The sequence below is a fragment of the Thainema salinarum CENA647 genome (genome assembly GCF_057732415.1).
In genome coordinates, this window is record NZ_JBYJZJ010000022.1 from 573319 (window position 1) to 597045 (window position 23727).

Annotated in this window: 16 protein-coding genes; 4 read left to right on the plus strand and 12 right to left on the minus strand. The window is 53.1% G+C overall.

The features are described from left to right. Positions 1 to 47: 47 nt before the first annotated feature. From AC286M_RS09340 to AC286M_RS09370, 7 genes are all read right to left on the minus strand, one after another. Positions 48 to 1037 carry a pentapeptide repeat-containing protein gene (locus AC286M_RS09340; protein ID WP_488204119.1) on the minus strand — a complete coding sequence of 330 codons (990 nt, stop codon included), beginning with the start codon at positions 1035 to 1037 and terminating at the stop codon, positions 48 to 50. Positions 1038 to 1401: 364 nt separating this feature from the next. Continuing rightward, positions 1402 to 1989 carry an endonuclease dU gene (locus AC286M_RS09345; RefSeq protein ID WP_488204120.1) on the minus strand — a complete coding sequence of 196 codons (588 nt, stop codon included), beginning with the start codon at positions 1987 to 1989 and terminating at the stop codon, positions 1402 to 1404. Positions 1990 to 2115: 126 nt separating this feature from the next. Continuing rightward, positions 2116 to 2724, minus strand: coding sequence for an HD domain-containing protein (locus AC286M_RS09350; protein WP_488204121.1), 609 nt, complete (start codon positions 2722 to 2724; stop codon positions 2116 to 2118). A 6-nt stretch (positions 2725 to 2730) separates the two neighbouring features. Next, positions 2731 to 3096: a DUF2237 family protein gene (locus tag AC286M_RS09355; RefSeq protein ID WP_488204122.1), complete on the minus strand. Its 366-nt coding sequence runs from the start codon at positions 3094 to 3096 to the stop codon at positions 2731 to 2733. Positions 3097 to 3357: 261 nt separating this feature from the next. Continuing rightward, a complete protein-coding gene (locus AC286M_RS09360) occupies positions 3358 to 4263 on the minus strand; it encodes a ferritin-like domain-containing protein (RefSeq protein WP_488204123.1) in 906 nt (301 codons plus the stop codon). Positions 4264 to 4672: 409 nt separating this feature from the next. Further along, positions 4673 to 6169 (minus strand): MBOAT family O-acyltransferase, encoded by a 1497-nt coding sequence (locus AC286M_RS09365; RefSeq protein ID WP_488204124.1) that lies wholly within the window; start codon positions 6167 to 6169, stop codon positions 4673 to 4675. A gap of 150 nt (positions 6170 to 6319) precedes the next feature. Continuing rightward, the gene (locus AC286M_RS09370) at positions 6320 to 9745 is read right to left on the minus strand and encodes a hypothetical protein (protein ID WP_488204125.1); all 3426 of its coding nucleotides are present in this window, start codon (positions 9743 to 9745) and stop codon (positions 6320 to 6322) included. 421 nt (positions 9746 to 10166) lie between these two features. On the opposite strand from AC286M_RS09370, the gene AC286M_RS09375 reads away from it, so the two are divergent. Together AC286M_RS09375 and ppc are read left to right on the plus strand one after the other, a co-directional pair. After that, positions 10167 to 10421, plus strand: a complete 255-nt coding sequence (locus AC286M_RS09375; RefSeq protein WP_488204126.1) for a hypothetical protein — start codon at positions 10167 to 10169, stop codon at positions 10419 to 10421. A 278-nt stretch (positions 10422 to 10699) separates the two neighbouring features. After that, positions 10700 to 13828 (plus strand): phosphoenolpyruvate carboxylase, encoded by a 3129-nt coding sequence (ppc, locus tag AC286M_RS09380; protein WP_488204127.1) that lies wholly within the window; start codon positions 10700 to 10702, stop codon positions 13826 to 13828. A 232-nt stretch (positions 13829 to 14060) separates the two neighbouring features. Here the strand turns inward: ppc and AC286M_RS09385 are convergent, their stop codons facing one another. The 5 genes from AC286M_RS09385 to AC286M_RS09405 all read right to left on the minus strand — a co-directional run bounded on the left by AC286M_RS09385 (position 14061) and on the right by AC286M_RS09405 (position 22394). Continuing rightward, positions 14061 to 17288, minus strand: coding sequence for an efflux RND transporter permease subunit (locus AC286M_RS09385; RefSeq protein WP_488204128.1), 3228 nt, complete (start codon positions 17286 to 17288; stop codon positions 14061 to 14063). A 106-nt stretch (positions 17289 to 17394) separates the two neighbouring features. Next, entirely contained in the window at positions 17395 to 18816 is a 1422-nt protein-coding gene (locus tag AC286M_RS09390) for an efflux RND transporter periplasmic adaptor subunit (protein ID WP_488204129.1), read from the minus strand. Between the two features lie 556 nt (positions 18817 to 19372). Next, positions 19373 to 20113, minus strand: coding sequence for an SDR family oxidoreductase (locus AC286M_RS09395; protein ID WP_488204130.1), 741 nt, complete (start codon positions 20111 to 20113; stop codon positions 19373 to 19375). A gap of 108 nt (positions 20114 to 20221) precedes the next feature. Further along, positions 20222 to 21688, minus strand: coding sequence for a DASH family cryptochrome (locus tag AC286M_RS09400; RefSeq protein WP_488204131.1), 1467 nt, complete (start codon positions 21686 to 21688; stop codon positions 20222 to 20224). A 331-nt stretch (positions 21689 to 22019) separates the two neighbouring features. Beyond that, positions 22020 to 22394, minus strand: coding sequence for a hypothetical protein (locus tag AC286M_RS09405; protein WP_488204132.1), 375 nt, complete (start codon positions 22392 to 22394; stop codon positions 22020 to 22022). 10 nt (positions 22395 to 22404) lie between these two features. Between AC286M_RS09405 and AC286M_RS09410 the strand changes: the two genes are divergently transcribed. Together AC286M_RS09410 and AC286M_RS09415 are read left to right on the plus strand one after the other, a co-directional pair. After that, positions 22405 to 22683 carry a lysozyme inhibitor LprI family protein gene (locus AC286M_RS09410; protein WP_488204133.1) on the plus strand — a complete coding sequence of 93 codons (279 nt, stop codon included), beginning with the start codon at positions 22405 to 22407 and terminating at the stop codon, positions 22681 to 22683. 76 nt (positions 22684 to 22759) lie between these two features. Then, positions 22760 to 23686, plus strand: coding sequence for a hypothetical protein (locus AC286M_RS09415; protein ID WP_488204134.1), 927 nt, complete (start codon positions 22760 to 22762; stop codon positions 23684 to 23686). Positions 23687 to 23727: the final 41 nt, after the last annotated feature.

Genomic DNA, 23727 nt, shown 5'->3' on the forward strand with positions numbered 1-23727 from the left:
CGGATTAGCGGCTTTGACTTCAGCTTTACTCTGATTTTTACTCTTTCTTACTCTAAGAGCGTACCGTCAGGCATGGTCGCTTCTGAGAAAATGGTATCGGATGAGAGGAGCGTATCCAATGCGGCACCGCGCAGGCTGGCTTTGCTAAAGTTGGCTCGCTGGAGATTGGTGCCAATTAGCTTTGCACCCCAGAGGTAGGCACCACGCAGGCTGGCATCTGATAGGTTGGCGGCTGTGAGGTCGGCTAAATTGAGCTTGGCTCCGGTTAAATCCGCGATCGCAAGATTGGCGTTGGTCAAATCAGCTTTATTCAGTGTTGCTTCGCTCAGATCGGCTCGGCGCAGATCCGCCTCGGTTAAATTGGCGGATTGAAGTTGCGATCGCATCAGATTGGCTACCCGCAGTTGCGTATGGCTCAGATTAGCCGCCGAGAGATTGGCATTGCTGAAGTTTGTCCCCGATAGCCGCGCCTCGCTCAGGTTAACGCCATCAAGGTCAAAGCCGCTGAAGTCAACCCCATTCAGCCAGGCTTCACTGAGACGAGTGCCGTTCAACACCGCATCTTCTAAGCAGGCTCCACTTAAGCGGGCTCCACTCAGATTTGTCCAGTTGAGGTTGGCGGATCGAAGATTGGCACCGCGCAGGTTAATGCCCTGTAGGTTTGCACCGCACAAGTTGACCCGTTCTAGGCTGGCTCCCCGCAGATTGACCGCTTTCAACACTGCACCACTCAGCTTGGCATCCGTAAGATTTGCGCGAATCAACGATGCTCCTTGGAGGTTGGCTTTCGTTAAATCTGCATTGGCCAAATTGCAGTAGTCAAGCTTGGCATAACTTAAGTCCGCACCGTAGAGGAATGCGTCCTTTAAGTTTGCGTCCCGTAGCGATACATGGCTGAGGTTGGCCGAGCCGAGATAGGTGCCAGTTAAGTCTGCCCCAGCTAACTTCACGCCATTGAAATTTGCACCCATAAAGTTGAGATCACGAAATGACCGTTCTCCCGCTTCGTAGCGCTTCACTAATTCCGACACATCCATAAGGTAATACCTCGCTAATCTGTCCCCAAATTCACTTTTTGCTGAATAGGAGCAACGCAAACCAAGATTTGAGGATACAGAACCCTGATCCTCGTGCCTTTAGCGTGCCCGTTTACACGCCCCACTAATGGAAATCTTGGTAAATGTGAGAATTAGCAACACAGCGATACGTTTGTTCACGCTGATCCCGAGTTCTCTTCGTAGGGATACCGCAATTGCCGTGTCCCTAATATCAAATCTGGTTGAAAACCCATCATTTATTTTTATGAAACATTTGCTCAGCAAACGTTTCATAAAAATAAATTGGGTTCTTATACACAGACTTGATATAACCCAGAGATTTCACCTGATTAAATTCGCGTTTCTAAGCTTGCCGACCGCTTTCGCCTGTGAGCACGGCGGCACCGATTAAATGGGCCAGTCGCAGCGCTTCCGGGACGTGACCGCGATCGCTAATTTGCTGAAGGACTTGAGCAATCACCACGGGATCGGCATCGCCACAGACTTGAAAATAAAACGGCGGAAACTCGTGTATGGTTCCCGCCTGCTGCATGATGGCGTATCGTTTTTCGAATTCGGGCAGTCGCTGCATGGCCTGCTGAATTCTGGCCAAGCGAGGCAAACGGCGCATGACGGCGACACAGGGCCGCTCTAGCCGCTGCGCCAGCCGGGGTAAGTTAATCACGTTAAATCCGCCCATACAGATGCCGTCCAGCAGGACAAGGTGAAGCTGGGGCAGAAACTTACCGTCGATCAGCAACTTGCAGACCGTATCCGTCGCGTCCCAGCCATCGGCCTCGATCTCGCCCCAGACCATGCCCTCGAACCGGGTGCCGCCACATACCACACCTGCGATCGCAACTGGCTCGCTCTGCCCACGTTGAAACGGCGCATCGTCAAATCCAATCACGCGAATGGTGCGATCGCGCCGCAGGAGTTCGCTCAGTTCCATACCACAACTAGTGGTAGCGTTACGGTCCCCCCTGCCCCCCTTGATAAGGGGGGTGGCGTTAGCCGGGGGGATCTTGTAACCTGTGGAACCTCATCAACTGTGGAAGTCCTGCATATCCTGGAATACTCAGTCATCTCGTAAGTAGCCTGCTGCAATGGAGTCCTCGATGATCGCTTCCACCAGTGGCCAGAGGGCAGGAGCACCCTGCTGGACGGGAGCCATCCGTTTGAGTACCTGACTGCGGCAAATATCATGAATCTTCCAAGTGCCGCCTTCGGTGTAGTAGTTGTGCAGAATCGGCTGGATACGGTCTAGAGAAGCGGCAAAGCGGGCATCGACGGTGGCTTGGGTTTCGAATTCATCCCACAGCGATCGCAACTCGGCCTGCTGGGCATCGGGTAAGAGACTAAATAACCGATCAGCGGCTTCCTGCTCCCGATCTGCCTTGTCTACGTGGCCTTGCGTGTCGTAGCAGAAGGTGTCGCCGGCATCGATTTCCACAATGTCGTGGATCAGCACCATTTGAATCACCCGCAGCACGTTAATCGGCTCTGGGGCATATTCCTCTAGCAAAACCGCCATCAGCGCCAGGTGCCAGGAATGCTCGGCGCTATTTTCTCGGCGCGAACTGTCGGTCAATAAGGTCTGACGCAGAACCCGCTTCAGCTTGTCGATTTCCATGACAAACTGCAACTGCTGGGCTAAACGGGCCGATTGATTTGCGATCGCTTGCATGATGTCTTACTCCGCAGCGTGCTGTTTTAGCTCGCTCATGGAGGCATATTCCAGGGTTGAGGCGTGGGTGGCCGACAGCACGACTTTGGGAGCCATGCCTGCATCTAGCGCCTCTTTCCAGCGGGAGGCACACAGGCACCAGCGATCGCCGGGTTTGAGTCCGGGAAAGTCGTACTCTGGGCGGGGCGTAACCAGGTCATTCCCTTGGGCTTTGGAGAAGGCCAGAAAGTCTTCAGTGACCTCAGCGCAAACCGTGTGGGCACCGATATCGCCTGCGCCTGTGTTGCAGCAGCCATCGCGATAGAATCCAGTCATGGGTGCAGTGCTACAGGTTGCTAGTTCGGTTCCAAGTACATTCGTCGCTTTAGACATCGTTTCTCCTAATCGTCACGTCTAGATGTCATTTTAAGTTCGAGTATAAGAACCCAATTAATCTTTTGTAAAAGCTTGGCCTAGCCAAGTATTCACACAAATTAAATTATTGGGTTTAACCGGACTTAACATCAGGCATTCAATGCTGAGTTTATTCTGACGCACATCTAGCTAGGTGTTTTGTTCCGTCATGTTTTTGTTAGCTACGGCTCAAGCCTCACACATCCTACGCAAGCTAGCGGGGTATCGGCAAGGGCGTTGTCAAACTGTCGCGCATAGTTCTGCGGGTAAGGGCTGAAAGTAGCCGTCTTGCTCCAGGGTGGCAATTAAACTGTGGGTTTGAGGAGCCTGCATCAGGTGGTGCAGCGTTTTGAGGCGGGTGCCGCTGTGGGTGAGGGTATCCAGCTCGGTGAGAATTTGAATTTTCTGGAGCTGAGACAAGTGACCTTTGACCTGCGCGATCGCATTTAGGACTTGCTGTGGCCCCACCTGAATCATCTGCAAAAACTGGCGCAGAATGTCTTGGATCAGGTTTTTTTGGGACGAGGACAGGTGCGATCGCAAAAATAAGGTCAAGCCTGCCCCATGATGGCGTGATTCGGCATCAATAAAGCCTTTTAAGCACTGCTGCAAGATGGGCTGCTGGCAGTCGCTAGCTAGGGAACGGTAGTGGCTCAGTCCCCAGCCTTCTAGGACGACCTGCAAGACAAACAGCATGACGGCGCGGTCTTCGCTTTCCACTAGTTCGACCAGCAGTTGCAAAAACGGGTCGCGGGTGGCCTGGGGTGCATCGGGTAAAAACTGGCGAATTTGGGCTAAATGCTGGGTTTCATCGGCTGCAAATAGTCCATACAGCATCCGCTCTTCCTGGGTTTCGGCCATCAGCACCATTTTGGCCATGTAGCCAACGCCTGCCTGCTCAATAAAGTAGGCTTCTTCGAGTAAGGCTCGATTTGCGATCGCAACGATCTGCTGCTGCTCCTCGTCAGTTGCCTTCTGGAAGATTTGCACCCGATCAAGGTTGAAATGCTGGGCGTTCCAAGCAGGAGCGGTAAGGTTGATAGTTACCTGCGATGAACTCGGCAAAGCGGCGCTGAGAATCCGGTGCAGCTTGTCATCGGCTGCAGCATGGGGAAGATGAAAACCAGCAGTGGGATGGGAATGCATGGATGATGAGGTTGCAGAGGCTGTAAGGGGTTGTAGAGAGCTGTAAAGGAAAAAAATGGATCATGGAGGGCTTTATGGTTTCAGCCTAGCTAAGTTCGAGTTTGGGTTTTGCTAATTGAGTCCAGTTATTGTTTTGGCGCAGTAAAGTAAAGTGCGATCGCACTCCTTTCTCCTCACGCCTTACTCATTTGACGCAAAACTGCGATTGCAACGATCGAAGGGAGCTATTCAGATTCGGGGCTGCCGGGTCTCTGTCGAGGCCTTACGCCTCGATGATGGTCAGTTGCTCATTGTGATTGCTCCTCCGAGTACAGTTGGACGGATTGTACTCGGAATGGCTTCCGGCACTCTCTCTATTTTTTGTCCTGTACTTAGACCTAGATGAAGCAAAACCTGTCATTGGGCTTGATTAGAAATCAAAATAGATGTAGGGAATGGCTTCGCTGGGAGACAGAATCCAGGCGATGAAGAAACAGAGCGGTACGAGTAGCAGCTTGACGGGCCAGTTGAGCTGTAGCTTGAGGGTGCGCTGGAAGCCGTAAAGCAGCGCCATCAAAGCCATGATTAAACTCAATAAAATCGCCAACTGGGGCCGACTAAAGCCGAGGGTTTCTACATAAACCTTTTGAGCAAACTGTATGTCTGCTTCATAACCCCAGAGCCGCTGCATCGCCAAACTGAAATCGCTCCAGGCGGGCAAGCGGAAAAACAGCCAGGTGCCAAAGACCATAAACTGGGTGGTCAGCCATGCGATCGCAACTCCCGGTACGCTGCTCCAAAATGCAGTCAAGGCAGGTCGCTGTTCAGATGCCTTTGCCACTAGGCGATGCACCGCCAGCGCCACCCCGTGCAGGCCACCCCAGATGATGAATCCCCAAGCGGCTCCGTGCCACAGGCCACCCAGCAGCATAACAATGATGAAGTTCAAGCAGGTGCGCTTCAGTCCTCGGCGGGAACCACCAAGAGGAAAGTAGAGATAGTTGCGCAGCCAGTCGCCCAGGGTAATATGCCAGCGTCGCCAAAAGTCGGCAATGCTGGTGGACATGTAGGGAAAGTTGAAGTTAATCGGCAGCTTCAGCCCCAGCAGCATGGCGCTACCGCGAGCGATGTCTACATAGCCGCTGAAGTCGAAATAGAGCTGTAGCCCATAGGCAAACGTGGTGAGCCAAATGTCGGCGCTGCCAGCTCTGGCCAGGTTATCAAAACTGAGATTGACGTAGAGCGCAATGCGATCGGCAATCAGCAGCTTTTTGACGGAACCCATTGCGATCAGCCAGAGTCCTTCGGTGGTGGACTCTAGATTGGGGAACTTGAGCGTTTCAAATTGAGCTGAAATGTCGTGGTAGCGGGTAATCGGGCCAGAGGTGATTTTGGGAAAGAACAGCTTATAGGCGGCAAACTCAATAAAGCTGTTGCTCGGTGGCGCACCGCGATACACGTCTACCAGATAGGCAATGCTTTCAAAGCAAAAGTAGCTGATGCCTAAAGGAATGAGTAGACTGTCGCTGACCCACTGCGCCTGAGTTTGCAGCAGCGAAATGCCCAGCAGTCCACCAATCGTATTCAGGAAGAACGGAATGTACTTGAAGCCAAACAGCAGCAGCAGATTGAGGCCAATTCCGAACCACAGCAGCGATAGCTGCTTGCGCGACCAGTCCTGCTGTGCCGATTCCCACTCCTCATTCGCAATCCGCCAGTCTAGCGGCACGGTGAGCGCATTTCCTAACCAGAAGTTGGCTAGCGTCAGCGCCACGATAAAGGGTAAATACAGAACTTGTAGCGAGGCAAAGAAAATAACGCTCGCTACCAGCAGAATCCACAGCCGCGCCTTCCGCTGCGGGAATGCCCAGTAGATGCCAATCAGGCTGAGCAGGAAGAGGCCGTAGATGAAGGAGGGGAAGTTCATGGGCGGCGGGATGGGTGGGAGGGTGAATGAGTGGATGGGTAGGCGGGTGGATGGGTGGGAGCGTAGGGGCGGGTTTAGGTGAGTGGTGAGTGGGTTAATAGACTAGATGAATGGCAAAACCCGCCCTTACAGGTACTGGGATAACCCGAATTAATTAGAAGCGTCTGGGTCGGATTGGGTGGCGGCGCTCCAGGGGATCATGGGGTCTTGGGCGATGCGTTGGGAGACTTGGTAGGCTCCGTAGCGGTTCAGGTGGCTGGGGTCGGAGAAGTAGGCGTATTGCTGAGGCCACATTTCGCTCAGGTCGCGGAAGATGAAGTCGTCGTGGGAGGCCGATTGTTGCAGCATCCAGCGGACGAATTCTTGCTCATGTTCAGACCGCGCGGCATCCATATATTCATCGGTGGTTGGCGTATTGATGAATACGACTGGAATGCCTTGAGCAGCGGTGAAGTCCAATAGGGCATTGAGGGCTTCAGCCTGCTTACCGTCTAGGCTGAAGTCTTTGTAGTCACCATCGTAGAGGCCGGAAACGCGCGCGTACTGCTGGTAGTAAGTGGCCGGATTGAACTGGGTGGAGATGGGCAAGAAGCCGTCCACGTCGATCATGGACTCTCCTTCATCAGCCAGCAGGACATCCGGGTCTTGCTCACCGACGGAAGCATTCACGGCCAGCGGTTCCGGTGTTGCAAAGGGTAGCCAAGCGGAGAAACGATCTTGCAGGAAGCCTTTAATGCGATCGCGTTCGGAATGCAGGGCCGACCAGTTTGAAACCGTCTCCTCCAACTTTTCATCCACGGTTTGATAGCTGCTGAACAGCGACGTATTGTTCGCTTCCGCCGCTAGTTCTGCCGCTGCCTGCTGAGCCGCTTCCGCCGCCTCGGCGTCTAGAGCTGCCGCTTCAGCAGCAAGCTGTTCGGCTCGTGCCGCCATCAGATCCTGATAGCCCTCGGAGGCGACAATGCCGTTGTAGGTGACATCAAGCCGTCCGCTGTTAAAGGCGCGGGCACCATCGGCCCAGATAATCAGCTTGGGGAGCTGATCTTGGCTGAGGAAGCGGCGCAGGATTAAATCGGCCACCTGAGCCGTTGCGCCGTTGATGCCAAAGTTGAAAATGCTGACATCCTCGTAGCCCTGAGCGGCTAAGTCCTCCTTCAGTTTGGCCGGATCAACGCCCCGCAGCGATCGCGAACTACCAAAGACCAGCACGTCCGGCACCCCAAACTGATCCACCTGTCGCTGGTAGAGCGCCATCTTGATATCCATTTGACGACTGTTAAACGTGCCGTAGGAGTAATCCAGGGTCGACAGACGATCTTGAAATGGTGACGCTTCGAGATCAACCTGTAGCGGATTCAGTTGCGGAGTTATCTCATCCTGATTGGGATCAATTACAGTCGGATCGCTGTCGTCGGTGAACCCTTCCTGCGCAAAACCGTCGTCACCTTCGTCTTCCTCACCGTCTTCACCGGGCAGGCTAAACGAAATATTGGCTTCTTCCCAAAACGGTGACTCCGTATCCAGCGGTGGGTCAGATGAGGCCAGCGCAGACTCATCGATTCGCATGGTGGATTCGTCAGCCACCTCCTGCTGGGCAGACTGCGCCGTCTTCAGAACTTGACCACCAATCCAATCGGCCTGAAACACGACGAGCATTCCTACCGCGCCCCATACAGCCGCGACGGGTAGCAGAGAGCGTCGCTGGTTAGAGGTTTCGGTTAGCGCGGACGGTGTATCCTGCGTCGTCTTCAAATCTTGAACAGACGATTGCGGGACGAAAAGTTGCGATCGCACCAGCAGTCCCTGCATCTGTTCACGGCTCTGCTGCCACAGTTCCGCTAGCCGATTCCGCACCGTTTCGGAGGTAATCTCTTCGCGGATCACCACGTCTTCTTCCGAGCGGAAAATCAGGTCGCCGACGTAGGCTTCCGATGCGGCAAATTCCGGCGTGGCTTCCGGCACAATCTGGCGCGGACGGGGCTGCAGGTCAATGCCAAAGCTCCACAGCGGGCGCTTTTGTCCAGCGCGCCGCCCGTAGACCCGCACGCCTTTGATACCTGGCACTTTCAGCCGCCGCATTTCCTTAGCCAGGATTTTGCCGACCTGACGACGGCTGGGGCACATCGGCGCATCGGCCATGATGTGCAGCACATCACCCCGCTGGGCAAGCTGGATGCGAATGCCACCCGTTGCCAGCTGATGCGGCAAGTCTGGATTCAGCGATCGCATCAGCCAGTAAGCCAACGCCGGACGATCCCCTTGGCTGGCTAATTCTTGCGTCCGAGTCGCCAGCGCCTCATGTTCAGTGGCAGGCAAATTCAGCCAGTGCATCCACACGGGAGAGGTCTGCGGGGCACCCTGACCGTATAGCACAGCCGCGTGAATACCCTGGGGCGCGAGAGATTGCAGCAGCGGTTCCAATACTGCCTGTACCGTCGCCTGATCCGGCAGTGAGGGCGAATTTGGGGTTGAGTCTGAATTAGAATCACTACTGGAACCGGAGTCTGGCGCATTACGCTTCTGGGAACGATGCCGACAGAAAAGATATAGCGTTGGCGATTTGAGTTCCGGCGTGACGTGGATGTCCTGCGGTAGGGCATCATTGGCTAAAGCTGCGATCGCATCTAGATCGCCCCAGCGCGCCCATTCTTTTAGCAGCTCGGTCTTGGGCGTCAGGTCAACCCGCAGGAACCATTCTGGCCTGGGTTCGCCCTGCACCTGAATCAGGATCACCGCGTCCCGAAAGCCCTCCAGTTCCAGATCGCGCAGCCGCTGAGCGGTCGGTTCCGCCACCACGCGCGGATTGGGACTGTAAGGAGCCTCGCAGAGAATCCACATCCGCTTGGTGGACAGCGCCACACCACCTTCTCGCAGCGGCAGCGTTTTGACTTTGACCTGAACGCTAATGCCCAGAATGTTCAAAATCTCGCTCAGATAGCAGGCAATGCCCGACGGAGTGCCCTGCTTGGCTAGGCTGCGGGTTGGCAGGACGAGAGCTGAGCTGGTTTGGGCAACTGAATGCGTGAACTGCGGCTGATCTGAGTTGGGTGGAGTCGTGACCGATGACTCTCCTGACTCTGAAGCGTTGAGCCGCCCATTGACCGATGCTGTAGCGGTTGCAGGTGCACCTAATTTAGAGGCTGAGTAGGATTCCGGCTGCTGCGTTTCGGGCTGAGCAATTTCCGTCAGATGAGGCGCATGTGCCGTCATCCCCTCCGCCATTTGCTGCACATCTGCCGCTTGTAGTTCGGCCAAATGCTGCGGCAACTGATTCAAGTAAATCGGCATTGTCCAGGCCGGACGGGTTTCATCCTGCTTGCGCCCGTAGAGCATGACCTGGTAGAGCGACGGCTGATTACCAGGGATGAGCGTATTGATATTGAGGATTTGGAGCGCCTTGACCAGCGCTTTTGCGATCGCAGACTGGCGCGGCACAGATGGGGCTTCGAGTAACACATGCAGCACATTGCCCCGCAAGCGCACACGGACGTGCAGATTGGGCTGATAACAAACCTGCCCGATCCACTGGCTCAGCGGAAATAGGGGATGGCGCTCATGAATCACGTTTGACATCATCTCAACTCAGTTTGCCAGAGGCGCTTTACAGAATACGTCACAAACACGTCACAAATTAAACGGTGGAAAAGGCAGTCAGCATCTCATCAACTAAGTCTGTATGAGAACCTGTTACTTCTAGTGTGAAAATCATGGTGAAAAGCTTGTGCTGCAAGCCTTTCGCAGGAATGATGGCGACAGGTTTTCAATCCGACTTGATATTAGCGAATAAACCGGAGAAAGTGCCTACAGACTAGCGCCAGATTGTTCAACGCTAGCGAATTTGCAAAAAACTTTACGCAGGGCAATAGACACGGGCCGAACAAGACGATTCATCGGTTTGGGCTACCAGTTTGTGATGATGGCGACCCAAAAGTTAGCTGATTATGGCAACCTAAAAGCAAATGCCTAGTTAATGCGCTAGTCAAAACAAGCCAACATCATGTTTAACTGTCTTATGCAATCCTCCTCTAGCCGCGATCGCACTCCTCAGTCCTTCAACTTACCGGGAAATCCAACCCTATGGCTGAGTCTAGCAACAATTCCTCTACTCCTGTTTTTGCTCAGCACCAAAGCGCTGTTCGACCTGATGCAGCAGTTCGGTTTAGCCAGTGAAGAGCTGTTCCGGGGCGACCGTCTGCCGGTGATCAACCTATTTGATCCCTTTGGCTCCGAAACCAACAATTCAGATCAGTAATAGTCTTCAACGGTCTTCAGCGATTGCGATCGCACATTGCGGCCTCTAATCGTGGCTAACTCAGACGGTATCGCTTTGGTTTACAGATGCGACAGATACGGCGGATAGAAGTGGGCACTGCTTACCGATCATTAGATGAAATAAATTGCGATCGCTGATGCCGTCACGAAACGCTGACAAATTAATCGTAAACTCTGAGGATAAGGCGAAGAACTATACCTTCTCTACCAAAACCTCCTAAAATTGCTGAGTATCCTAGCTAGGCTAGCGCAAGCTTTATGAGTTCAACCGTTCATTCCTCTGGTGATGCATTTAGCTCCAACGCAACAGGTGTCCAAGTGTTGACAGAACCCGTGTCTCCATCCAAAACATCCGAATCAGATCTTCTACTCCGCCGCCGTATCCGAATGATGGAGGGGATTTGGGAGTCTGTCCTACAGCAAGAATGCGGCCAGGAACTCCTCGATTTGCTGCGACAGCTTCGCTCCATGTCGTCCCCAGAAGGGCAGGCTCCGCTGACGCCAAACATTGAGCCGCTAGAGATCATTGAAGAGCTAGAGCTGGATGATGCCATCCGAGCAGCGCGTGCGTTTGCGCTCTACTTTCAGCTCATTAACATTGTGGAGCAACACTATGAGCAGCGAGGGCAGCAGGCTCAATATCGCGCTGGACAAGATGCCAATGTAACAGACGCCAATAATAGATCAACGTCTGCCCAGGTCGTTGCTGAGTCAGAATCCAGCAGTGTTGCAGCGCCAATGGAAACCGACGACAGCGCTCGGGGATTGCAAGCTGAGATTTTAGAGAAAAGCTGGCAAGATAGCGATCGCACATCGCAGCGTAAGATGGGCAACTTTCATTCCCTCTTTCCGCAGCTGCATCGACTCAACGTGCCACCGCAGCACATCCAAAGGCTGATTGATCAGCTTGATATTCGGCTAGTCTTCACCGCACACCCGACCGAAATTGTCCGGCACACCATTCGCGACAAACAGCGCCGCATTGCCGGGATTCTGCGTAAACTTGACCGGGTTGAAGACGGCAACACCATCTCGGCTTGGGAAGCGGATCGGCTGCGGCAGCAGCTCACGGAAGAAGTGCGGCTCTGGTGGCGCACTGATGAACTGCATCAGTTCAAGCCCTCTGTTTTGGATGAAGTAGACTTCACGCTGCACTACTTTGACGAGGTGCTGTTTGAGGCAATTCCGCTGCTGTACGAGCGGTTCGCCCACGCCCTGAAAAATGTTTATCCCCACATGCGTCCGCCCCAGCATGATTTCTGTAAATTTGGCTCTTGGGTGGGAGCTGACCGGGATGGCAACCCCTCGGTCACGCCTGCCATCACCTGGAAAACCGCCTGCTACCAGCGTAACTTGGTCCTCGTCAAGTACATTCACTCTGTGCGCAAGCTGACTCAACTGCTGAGTCTCTCGCTGCACTGGAGTGACGTGCTGCCCAATCTGCTGGAATCCCTAGAGCAGGATCAGATGCAGATGCCGGATGTCTACGATTCGCTGGCGATTCGCTATCGTCAAGAACCCTATCGGCTGAAGCTAGCCTACATTTGCCGACGCTTAGAAAATACCCGCAATCGCAGTCTCCAGCTGTACAATGGCGACCATCTCCAGACGGAACCAGAGGTCAATCCAGCCACGATGTATCGCTCAGGGGAAGAATTTCTGGCCGAACTGCGGCTGATTCAGCACAATCTTAAGGAGACAGGTTTGTCCTGTACCGAACTAGATACGCTGATTTGCCAGGTCGAAATCTATGGGTTTAGCTTGGCGCGACTCGATATTCGCCAGGAAAGCTCACGCCATTCCGACACGATCAACGAAATCACCGAATACCTCCAGCTTCTGGATAAGCCCTACAACGAACTGTCGGAGCCAGAGCGTACAGAGTGGTTGGTCAAAGAGCTTCAAACGCGCCGTCCGCTGATTCCCAATGAGCTGCCCTTCTCGGACAAGGCCAACGAAACGATTGAAACCCTGCGCATGGTGAGACGGCTGCACCAAGAGTTTGGTGAGAGCATCTGCCGCAGCTATGTGATCAGCATGAGCCACCACGTCAGCGACCTGCTGGAGGTGCTGCTGCTGGCCAAAGAAGCAGGGCTTTACGATCCGGCGTCGGGCATTAGCAGCCTGCGAGTCGTGCCGCTATTTGAGACGGTGGAAGACCTGAAGCGGGCACCAACCGTTATGTATGAGCTATTTGAGCTACCGCTGTATCGGAATATGCTCTACGGTGGTGATCCAGATGCAAAGCTGGCATCCAGCCAAAACCTGACACCGCCTGACTCAGTGCCGCTGCAAGAGGTAATGCTGGGCTATTCCGACAGCAATAAGGATTCTGGCTTTCTCAGCAGCAATTGGGAAATTCACAAGGCGCAGCAGGCTCTGCAAGCAACGGCGGAACCCTATGGGGTAGCGCTCCAGATCTTCCACGGTCGCGGCGGCTCAGTCGGTCGTGGTGGTGGCCCCGCTTATGAGGCAATCCTGGCTCAGCCCGGTAAGAGCATCAGCGGTCGGATTAAAATCACCGAACAGGGCGAGGTACTGGCCTCGAAGTACAATCTGCAAGAGCTGGCGCTATACAACTTGGAAACGGTGGCAACAGCCGTGATCGAGGCCAGTTTACTCAGTACCAGCTTTGATGAGATTACGCCCTGGAACGAAATCATGGAGGAGCTGGCCTCTAAATCGCGATCGCACTATCGCGCCCTGATTTATGAACAGCCGGATCTGGTTGAGTTCTTCCATCAGGTGACGCCGATTGAAGAAATCAGTCAGCTGCAAATTAGCTCCCGCCCAGCACGGCGGGGCGGCAAGAAGGATTTATCCAGCCTACGGGCCATTCCCTGGGTGTTTAGCTGGACGCAAACCCGCTTCCTGCTGCCTTCTTGGTACGGTGTGGGGACGGCTCTGCAAGATTTCCTAGAGAAAGAGCCGGAAGAGCATCTGAAGCTGCTGCGCTATTTCTACTACAAGTGGCCGTTCTTCCGGATGGCAGTTTCCAAGGTGGAAATGACGCTATCGAAGGTGGATCTGCAAATTGCTCGCTACTACGTGGATGAGCTGACGCAGCCGGAAAATAAAGAGCGGTTTGATGACATGTTTGAGCAGATTGCTCAAGAATACCGACTCACCTCTGACCTCGTCCTGAAAATTACGGGGCATGAGCGTTTACTGGATGGCGACCCGGAACTCCAGCGCTCGGTGCAGTTACGTAACGGCACCATTGTGCCCCTTGGCTTCCTGCAGGTGTCGCTGCTGAAGCGCCTGCGCCAGCACAAGTCCCAGGCCGGAGCGGGCATTATTCGCTCCCGCTACAGTCGCGGTGAACTGCTGCGCGGGGCACTGCTGACGATTAATGGCATTGCTGCCGGAATGCGAAATACGGGCTAATTGCTTCAACCTGCGATCGCACTTTCCCAGTGTCTGAAAGTGCGATCGCTCAGCTCATCACGGATCATTTTCTTTTCTTTGTTCTTCTAATTCTCGAATCGTCTGCACCAGTAGTAATTTTCAGATTTTCCTTTTGCACTTTGCAAACCAAAACCTAGAAGGGAATATTGTGCCGCCGCAGTGCGGCGGCACAATATTCCCTTCTAGGTTTTGATTACAGATATGAAATGACCTAAAAATGTTCTTCCGAGTAGGATGGGTCGCCGCTGGAACTCGATGAGCCATCTGGTGATTGACCATCAGCATTATCATATCCATTCCCAGATGGGCCATCATAAGCATAGTCAGAATGGTGTCCTCGGTGAGGACTGAGCCGATTTGTAATTTGCTTAATCACAATGTAGAGAATCGGCACCACAAACAAGCTCAAGAAGGTTGAAATAAACATGCCGCCAAACACTGCCGTTCCCAGAGACTGACGGCTTGCTGCTCCAGCACCCGTTGCAATGACCAAAGGGAAAATACCGCTCAGTGTCGAAATTGCCGTCATCAAAATTGGGCGAAGCCGTTGCTGAGCCGCTTCTAAAGCGGCTTTCGTAATAGACAAACCCTGCTCACGCAGTTGGTTGGCAAACTCCACAATCAGAATCGAGTTTTTGCTGGCCAGTCCAATCAGCATCACCAGACCAATCTGGCAATACACATCATTTGAGAACCCGCGTAGGCTTTGAGCGATCAGCGCTCCCAAAACCGCCAGCGGCACGGCAAACATAATGATTGTCGGGTCAACGTAGCTCTCATACTGCGCCGCTAGAACTAGAAATACCAGCACCAAGCCCAGACCGAAAATAATCGGTGCTTGACCGCCGGATTCAATTTCCTCTAGCGAAGTGCCCGACCATTCATAGCCTAAACTCGGTGGTAATACCTGCGCCGCCACCTGCTCCATTGCTTGAATTGCGGTTCCAGAACTGGCCCCCGGTGCAGCTTGGCCATTAATTTCAATTGAGCGGAAAAGATTGTAGTGGTTGATTGTCTGTGCGCCCGTGGTTGATGTCACCGTGACCAAGTTGGCCATCGGAATCATCTGTCCCTCGCTAGACCGCACATAGAGCTGATTGATGTCGTCAGGATTGGAGCGGAATGGCTCGTCAGCCTGCACGTAAACACGATAGGTGCGTCGGCCCAGGTTGAAGTTGTTGACAAACTGAGATCCCAAATAGATTTGCAGCGTTGAGAAAATGTCGTCTACATTTACGCCCAAGCTCTTGGCGCGATCGCGGTTTACCTCCACCAATAACTGAGGCGTATTGGCCGCGTAGGTACTAAACACGTTCTGCAAATTGGGGTTCTGATTGGCAGCCCCCAGCAGCGCACCCATGTTTTGCACGAGGGTTTGGATATCTACGCCGCGCCGATCCTGGAGCTGGAACTGGAAGCCACCAAAGCTGCCTAAACCCTGGATGGAGGGTGGATTGACGGGCAGCACCCTAGCATCCGTCAGTCCCATCAGCGGGCCACGAACGCGATTAATGATAGCCTGAGCTGATTGATCTGGATCTTTCCGTTCTGACCAGGGCGTCAGCGTGGTAAACACAATGCCACTGTTGGCCGTGCCGCCACCAAAGCTGAAACCACCCACCGCAAAGGTGGCTCGCACTTCATCCAGCGGCAGCAAAATTTGCTCAATCTGCTCCATCACGTCGCGGGTATAGTTGAGCGATACCCCCTCTGGCCCTTGCACAATCGTAATGAAATAGCCCTGGTCTTCATCCGGTAAAAAAGCCGACGGCACGCTGGTATATATCCAGAACGTACAGAGCAACAGCAGGGCAAAGACGCCTATCACCACCGATTTGATCCGCACCAGCAGTTCAAGTATCCGACCATAGCCGTTGCGAACGGCATCCAAAAAGCGGTTAAAGGCATCAAAAATCCGACCAACCCAACCGTGCCGGGGCGGATTGCGCCGCAGTAAGAGGCCGGATAGTGTCGGCGTTAGGGTAAGAGCGTTAAAGGTGGAAACTGCGATCGCAAATGCAATCGTCAGCGCAAACTGGCGATACAGCGCTCCCGTAGTGCCTGGGAAAAAGGCCACAGGAATAAACACCGCCATCAGGACGAGGGATGTAGCAATGACCGCTCCGGTTAGCTCCCGCATCGCCACAATTGCCGCCTTACGAGGGTGCATACCCTGCTCAATCTTGGCCGCCACGTTTTCCACGACAACAATGGCATCATCCACCACCATGCCGGTCGCCAACGTCAAGCCAAACAGAGTCAAGCTGTTAATCGAAAAACCAAAGATCCGCACAAAGAAGAACGTGCCGATTAGGGAAATCGGGATGGTGACTGCCGGAATGACGGTCGTGCGCCAGTCCTGCAAAAAGATGAAGATGACCGCAACAACCAAACCAACAGCTGCCAGCAGTGTCCAAACCACCTCAGACAGCGACTGCTCAACGTAGTCCGTGGTGTCAAAACCAATGTCATACTGCATGCCAGGCGGAAAGTCTGCCGCCAATTCTGCCATTCGCGCTCTAACGCCCCGCGCTACGTCGAGGGCATTACTGCCTGGAATCTGATTGATACCCAGTCCAACGGCCTCATTGCCGCGAAAGCGCAAAAAGCTGCTGTAATCTTCTGCCCCTAGCTCTACCCGGCCCACATCTTTTAGCTGAGTCAGCGCTCCACTCTCGCTGGTGGCAATAATGATATCTTCAAATTCCTCAACACTCTCTAGCCGACTTTCGGCCCGCACATCAATCTGAAACGGTTGATCAGACGGCTGTTGACCAATTCGGCCTGCACCAATTTGGATATTTTGTTCCCGCAGCGCATTGGTAACATCCTGCGCGGTTAAATTCCGAGCCGCGAGTCGATTCGGGTCAAGCCACAGCCGCATGGCGTATCGGCGTTCACCAAAAATCTGCACGTTACCGACGCCGTTCACCCGCTTTAGCTCATCAACGATATATAAATCGGCATAATTGCTCAAAAAGGTGCTGTCATACTCACCATCATCTGAAAACAGGCCAAAACCCATTAACAGGCTGCTGGACTGCTTACTGACGCTGATACCTGTCCGGGTAACCGCTTCAGGCAACTGGGCCTCGGCTACAGATACCCGATTCTGTACGTCAACCGCAGCAATATCCTGGTCACGAGTGGCATCGAAGGTGACGGTAATATTGCTGACGCCGCTGTTAGTACTGTTAGATGTGATGTAGCGCAGTCCCTCAACTCCGTTGATTTCCCGCTCCAGAATGTTGGTCACGGCTTCTTCAACCGTCTGGGCATCAGCACCAATATAGTTGGCCGTGACGGAAACCTGTTTGGGGCTGATATCGGGATACTGGGCAACTGGTAGCGTCGGAATGCTAACCACTCCAATCAGCAGCACAATCAAGGCGCAAACGGTGGTGAAAACTGGGCGTTTGATGAAGTAGTCAACAAACATAGAGCTTATGAATAAAACGTAGATACAGTGGAATCGAAACTATGAAATGCAGGGACTGCCCGATTCATTATTCCTGTATGGAAGTCCGGCACATCACGGCGAAAGCTTAGGGAGAGGGCGGTTGTCCCGGCGGTGGAGCTGCACCAGCGGGTTGAATGGGTGCGCCATCGGTCAGATTGAGAATACCAGACACCACAATGGTTTCACCGGGTTCTAAGCCGCTGATAATTTGATAGTTATCGCCTTGGATATCACCGAGTTCAACCGCTCGCTGCTGGGCCACAAGCTGAGGTGCTTCACCTGCCGGATTCGCTGCTGCACCACCACCTGTGCCTGCGCCGCCTAACTCAGCATTACTCTCAGCATTACTCTCTGGGCTACTTTCTGGGGACTGAGCCACAAAGACAAATGCCTGATTGCCCAGACGGGAAACTGCCGTCACCGGAACTAAAACTCCTGGTTGCTCACGCCAAATCACAGTTGCTTCTACCCGCTGATCGTCCTGGAGCAATCCTCCAGCGTTACTAAACTGGGCTTTTGCCAAGATCGACTGAGTGGTTGCATCAACCTGGGGTGATACAAACCGAATCTGACCAGTGGCCAGCGGTGTCGTTTCACCTGGTCGCCGAAGCTGCACTTCTAATCCAGGCCGTAATCGCTCCCGTTCCTCGACTGGAATCGACAGATTCAGTTCTAAAGTTTGGTTTTGGGTAATCGTCGTTAGCGGATCACCCGTTTGCACAAATTCCCCTAGCTTGATGGGAATGTCGCCAATCATGCCTTCAATGGGGGCTACGATGCGCGTATCTTGAAGATCTTCCTGGGCAGCACTCGCTTGCGCTTGGGCGCGACTGAAGGCAGCCTCGGCTTCAGCAACAGCGGACTGGGCGGCGGCAACCTGCCGTTCGGCAGCGGTATAAGTGGCTTGAGCCGTATCGCGATCGCGGCGGGCAATATCCAACTGCTGGGCTGACTGCGCACCTTCAGACGTGAGATAGGCCGTCCGCTGATAGTCCTGCTGCTGTAGCTCTAGATCCGCTAGAGCACGGGCCTGTTCAGCTTGAGCTGACTGAAGCTGTGCCTGCGCTGTATTGTATGCCGCACGAGCAGCGCTGACGCTTGCTTCGGCGGCACTGTATTCGGCCTGACTGCGATCAGGGCTCAGTTCCACAATCGGATCGCCAGCGGCAACCTCATCACCTGGGACAACAAAGATCTGAGTGACACGACCATCCACTTCAGGTCGCAGCACCACGCCCTGCTGGGCATCGAGAACACCCAAAAAGTCAGAGCTGTCCTCAATTGTGCCAGATTGGATCTCTTCTAACTCAACTGGAATGGCCTGTCCCTGCATCATTTGCTGCTGCGGTGGCCCACCCCGACGTAGAGCAAACAGAGCAATCCCACCGCCACCCAGCAGTAAGACCAGGGCACCTAGCAACCACGGCCATCCCTTTCGCCCAAGCGACTGGAGCGTGCGCTGGGAGGAATCGCTGGTGGTGGTGGGGTAGGATTGTGAAGACTTCATAGCGCAATTCCAATTGAGATAGCGGTTTGTAGATACAAAGTGAACCAACTAGCAGCAGAGAATATTAATTAACTAACTAGATAGTTATATTAGGTTACTAGCCAAATGTAGGAAAATACAGTCTGAAACAACCTATACCCTGGGACAACCCATGCCGCTGCCCTTTCGCGAAATAAACTTCTGAAGTCTTAGCCAGTCTTGTATGCTCTGTGCTTACAAGCGCTAGATCATCAACAAAACTAACGTTTGAAGATTCAGAACGAAAAATGACTTTGGCCGCAAAACGACTTTGGCCGCAACAGGATTTTAAGTATAAGAATGAGTGTATGGGTGTTTGCCTACTAATACAAACGAACTACAATGTAAAGCCTAACAATTACATAGCTGTTGAGAACGTTATCGAGACTCAAGATTGCCACAATGAAAAGGCTGGCTTGAATCGAAAACTTTTGTTAAGTATTGCCTGATTTTAACAGAATCCTCTAAGAGATCACGTATCGCTGATCTCTTCCTTTAGACAGACTTACGTCAACTCAGCGGCAAAATCTCAAAATTTTCATTTCGACTTACCGCGCAACAAGCGAGCTACTAGCCCCGGACTGAACCGATGCAGCCACTCCTGCATGTGCATCATACCGACAGGGATATGCTCATGATTGTGCTTCATAGCATGCAAAAGCGCCTCAGCCACCTCATCGGGATGGATTTTCCAGCCGCCCCGCCCTTGCGTCATCGCTGTGTCCACCAGCGGGGGAATCAATTCAAATACCTGAATGGGTGATCCTTCTAACTGGTAGCGAAGCGCCTGAGTAAAGTTCTTCAGCGCCGCTTTGGTGGCAGAGTAAACCGGGGCAGACTGCTTGGGACTTTGGGCGACAGCCGACGTGATATTAACTATAGCCGCCGCCGATTGCAGGCGTAACAGCGGAATGAACTGGTGGCAGAGCTGAAGCGGCGCAAGCAGGTTCACCAAAATTTCTTCCCGCATTCGGTTCATCGTCGTAGTTTCCGTGCCAAACTGGCACTGAAACTGAACGGCGGCGTTGTTCACCAGCACATTTAGATTGGGATAGGAATCCGCCATCGTTGCCACCATTTTCTGCACCGCATCTGCATGGCCCAAATCGCAACAAAAGGGAATCAACTCTGGATAGTCTTGGCTTGTAGCCTGCAACTGAGTTGGGTCTTTGTCAACAATGATCACCTTATTGTCGTGCTGCAAAAACGCAAGCGCGATCGCACGGCCAATGCCAGCCGCTCCTCCGGTAATTAGAACTGTGTTGCCTTTGATTTGCACAATAGTTGGTCACTCGCTTCAGAAAATGGGTCGATGGTGGGTTGAGTTATCTCGGTAGCAGGACGGGATTGGTAGAGTTGATGGTCGTATCGGACGAATAACCTCCCTTCAAGTCCGTCCCACGGCCTGGTTATAGATGCGCTCATTGGCTTTAACGGACTGCTGTAAGTTCACGACCGGATTGGGATAATCCACTCCCAACGTTACGCCATAGCGTTTTTGCTCTTCGCGGCTCAGCGTCCAGGGTTCATGCACCTTGTTGGCCGGAACCTCAGTCAACTCCGGTAGCCAATGTTTCACGTATATGCCCTTGGCATCGTACTTACTGGCCTGCACCGGAATGTTGAAATAGCGAAATCCCCGCGCATCGTTGCCGACTCCCGCAGTGTAGTTCCAGTTTCCATAGTTACTACAAACGTCGTAATCGATCAGTAATGATTCGAACCACTCGGCCCCCATGCGCCAGTCAATCCCCAGATTTTTGGTCAGGAAGCTGGCGACGTTTTGCCGTCCGCGATTCGACATAAAGCCCGAAACCTTCAGCTCTCGCATATTGGCATCCACCAGCGGAATACCCGTTGTGCCGTTCTGCCAGCGCTCGAATCGCTCCCAGTCCTGCTGCCAAGGAATTGAGATGCCTTGCAGCCCCGATGGATAAAAAATGCGATCGCGGTGTTTGGCGCAAATAAACCGAAAATAATCCCGCCATAACAATTCGAACACTAGCCAGTACGTAGATTGATTGCGGGTTCGTTGCTCCTCATACGCCTGCACCTGGTCGTGAACATAGCGGGGTGATAAGCAGCCCATCGCCAGCCAGGGCGAGAACTTTGACGAGTAGTCGGCTCCCAACATGCCGTTGCGGGTTTCCTTATACCGCTTCAGGTGATCGCCCTGCCAAAAGTAGTCGTGCAGACGCCGCATACCAGCGGTTTCACCACCCTCGAAGACCATCACCGATCGCGGATCGGGTTCGGCAGGTTCTAAACCCAAATCAGCGAGCGTCGGAATCTCACCGACAGTTAAATCTTCAGGTAACGGGGGCAACTGCTCAGGCGTCGGCAGCGCCACGTTAATCGCCGCATCCTTTTCCACTGCCTTGCGAAACTGAGTAAACACTTCCGGGATGCGAGGAATCGGAAACGGCAAATCATCTGGATGATAGAGCGTTGCGCCCCAGTAGCCGACCAGCTTAGTGCCCAGCGGCTCCAGCGCGTCTTTTAGCCCATGCTCAACTGCCAGTTCTTCCGCCGTTACCTCTCGGTGATAGTAAACGGCATCAACTTGATGAGCTTTAACCAGTTCGGGAATCACCGTTTCCGGCTGACCCTGCTGCACAATCAGGTTGCTACCCCGTGACTGGAGCGACTGCCTTAAATTCGTCAAGCTCTCGATTAAAAAACGCGCTCGGTGAGCACCCGTCTTGGGAAAGCCAAAGGAAGTCTGCTCAAAATGGCGGGGGTCAACGCAATATAGTGGCAGAACCTGCGCCCTTGCATCTACGGCATCATATAGCGGCTCGTGATCATGCAGTCTTAGATCATTACGAAACCAAATTAGAACTGTTTTCCCCACGGTCAATTTCTATTGCGACAACTCCATCCGCTAAGCACAAGCAATAGCTAATTATTAAGATATGATACGTTTCTTGATTTTTCATCACATCAGTCGCGAGGTGCATAATTAATCAGTTTGCTGTGACAGCCGCAAAATTGGAGCTTAAACGAGCGTATCCGCAGACTGATTAATTGGATGTGAATACCATCTACCAGGGAGTTCAGCACACAGACGCAGCGGTTTAGTTGTGTCGCTTTGGCTTCCTGTCTATAGCGCTGCTTTGGTTCCGGATGCCGTTGCTAGAGTCAGAGTAGATAATTATTGATTTCCCTTGGTCTCCCATGAAAGCTCAACCGATTTTGCTGGGTGTTGCGATCGCAGGTATAGCGGTCTCAGTTGGATATTTGTCTTTGAGCAAACAAGCTCCCTCTTCATTGGATAGTCCGGGGCCAACTGCGATCGCAACGGATGCTGCACCCGCATCAAGCTCAGCCGCTGATGTGGCGGTGGCTGACGAGGCCAGCGCATCGCCAGCATCTTCGCAACCGTCTAAGACACCATCTACTAACCAATCCGACAGCACGTCAGACAGTACGTCAGACAGCGCATCAGACAGTGCAAGCTCACAAGCTGGGACACAGGCTGGCGCAATCGAACCAAAATTCGATGCTTCTACGGGAGACAACGACGTTGCAGCTCTGCCATCTTGTAGTGACGCTGTCACGCAGACCGACATGAATATCTGTGCCCATCAATCCTATGAAGCGGTTGATGTTGAACTGAATCAGACTTATCAGGCACTCACACAAGAACTCAATGCTCCTGAACAGGAACTGCTGACGGATGCAGAACTGGCCTGGATTGAATATCGTGACAATACCTGTGAACTCGAAGCTGCACCCTATGAAGGTGGCACGATTCAGCCGCTGATTTACTCGCAGTGTCTGACCCGGATGACCGAAAACCGGACGGCGGAACTGCAGGCCCATCTAGATGAAATCAATTCCCGCTAAATTGTCAGCTCATTCGCTGATCAGTAAAGTCCCCATTACTCAACACCTAGTTCGTTTTCCTGGAGATTGATCAATTATGTCTCGCCATTCTGTGAAATTCATGAGTCTAATTGCGGCGGCGCTGATGACTGGGGTTGTGGGTTGCAATGCTCCGTCGTCGGATTCCGCGTCTACCGATACATCGAATACGACTGAAACCGAGCAGGTGGATGCGGTGAATGCCACAGATGAAACAGATGAGACGGATGAGACAGGTGCGATCGCATCTTCTGCTGAATCATCTCAATCAGGAACCGACGCAGCGTCCAGCCAAACCGCCAATGCGTCAAATCCACTCAAAGCTGGCCAATACTGCTACGAAGCTGAGACAGATGACGTATCCGGAGTTGTACGCTTGACGGTAAATTCGGATCGAACCGTAAGGGGTGATAGTCAGGCTAGCATCCACAATGAAGAAGCAGGCTATTACAGCTCCTATCGGCAAGACTTTGCGGGAACGCTAGACGGCAATCAGCTTGATTTGGATGTGACGACCTGGATTGAGTATGACGTGCAGAATGAACAGCAAACCTGGACAGCCTCGGCCCAGCAGCTCGACGATACCAGCAACGTTTATAGTCCGGTAGACTGTGAGCTGGTGCAAAATCTATTCGTCAATGCCGATGGTCTAGAGGCCGAAGACCTGACGGCTTATGCAACTGCAGTACATGAGCATCGAGTTCAGTTCCCGACTGGCAGTACGTCCACAACTGTGGAACGTGGCGTTGTTCGGGCTGAGCGGGATGTGCTACTGCTCGGTGCTCAGGGCGGTCAGGAGATGACGCTGGATATCTCGTCTCTAGAAGACAATGCCGCGTTTGATGTTGTTTCGCCCAGTGGCCAAATTATGGTGACAGAAAGCACTAGCGAGCAATTATTCCTACCGGAAACCGGTGATTACCAAGTCATCGTCGGTTCAACGCGCGGCAATACCAGCTATCAGCTCTACATCGAGATTGATTAGCAGAATTGTTTAGCAGTTCAACTGAGACGTAATTGAGGCGT

What these genes read in the sequence shown, in the direction of transcription:
- AC286M_RS09340 (WP_488204119.1), bottom strand. Translation starts at nt 1,037, where the DNA reads ATGGATGTGTCGGAATTAGTGAAGCGCTACGAAGCGGGAGAACGGTCA.
- AC286M_RS09345 (WP_488204120.1), bottom strand. Translation starts at nt 1,989, where the DNA reads ATGGAACTGAGCGAACTCCTGCGGCGCGATCGCACCATTCGCGTGATT.
- AC286M_RS09350 (WP_488204121.1), bottom strand. Translation starts at nt 2,724, where the DNA reads ATGCAAGCGATCGCAAATCAATCGGCCCGTTTAGCCCAGCAGTTGCAG.
- AC286M_RS09355 (WP_488204122.1), bottom strand. Translation starts at nt 3,096, where the DNA reads ATGTCTAAAGCGACGAATGTACTTGGAACCGAACTAGCAACCTGTAGC.
- AC286M_RS09360 (WP_488204123.1), bottom strand. Translation starts at nt 4,263, where the DNA reads ATGCATTCCCATCCCACTGCTGGTTTTCATCTTCCCCATGCTGCAGCC.
- AC286M_RS09365 (WP_488204124.1), bottom strand. Translation starts at nt 6,169, where the DNA reads ATGAACTTCCCCTCCTTCATCTACGGCCTCTTCCTGCTCAGCCTGATT.
- AC286M_RS09370 (WP_488204125.1), bottom strand. Translation starts at nt 9,745, where the DNA reads ATGATGTCAAACGTGATTCATGAGCGCCATCCCCTATTTCCGCTGAGC.
- AC286M_RS09375 (WP_488204126.1), top strand. Translation starts at nt 10,167, where the DNA reads ATGTTTAACTGTCTTATGCAATCCTCCTCTAGCCGCGATCGCACTCCT.
- ppc (WP_488204127.1), top strand. Translation starts at nt 10,700, where the DNA reads ATGAGTTCAACCGTTCATTCCTCTGGTGATGCATTTAGCTCCAACGCA.
- AC286M_RS09385 (WP_488204128.1), bottom strand. Translation starts at nt 17,288, where the DNA reads ATGTTTGTTGACTACTTCATCAAACGCCCAGTTTTCACCACCGTTTGC.
- AC286M_RS09390 (WP_488204129.1), bottom strand. Translation starts at nt 18,816, where the DNA reads ATGAAGTCTTCACAATCCTACCCCACCACCACCAGCGATTCCTCCCAG.
- AC286M_RS09410 (WP_488204133.1), top strand. Translation starts at nt 22,405, where the DNA reads ATGAATATCTGTGCCCATCAATCCTATGAAGCGGTTGATGTTGAACTG.
- AC286M_RS09415 (WP_488204134.1), top strand. Translation starts at nt 22,760, where the DNA reads ATGTCTCGCCATTCTGTGAAATTCATGAGTCTAATTGCGGCGGCGCTG.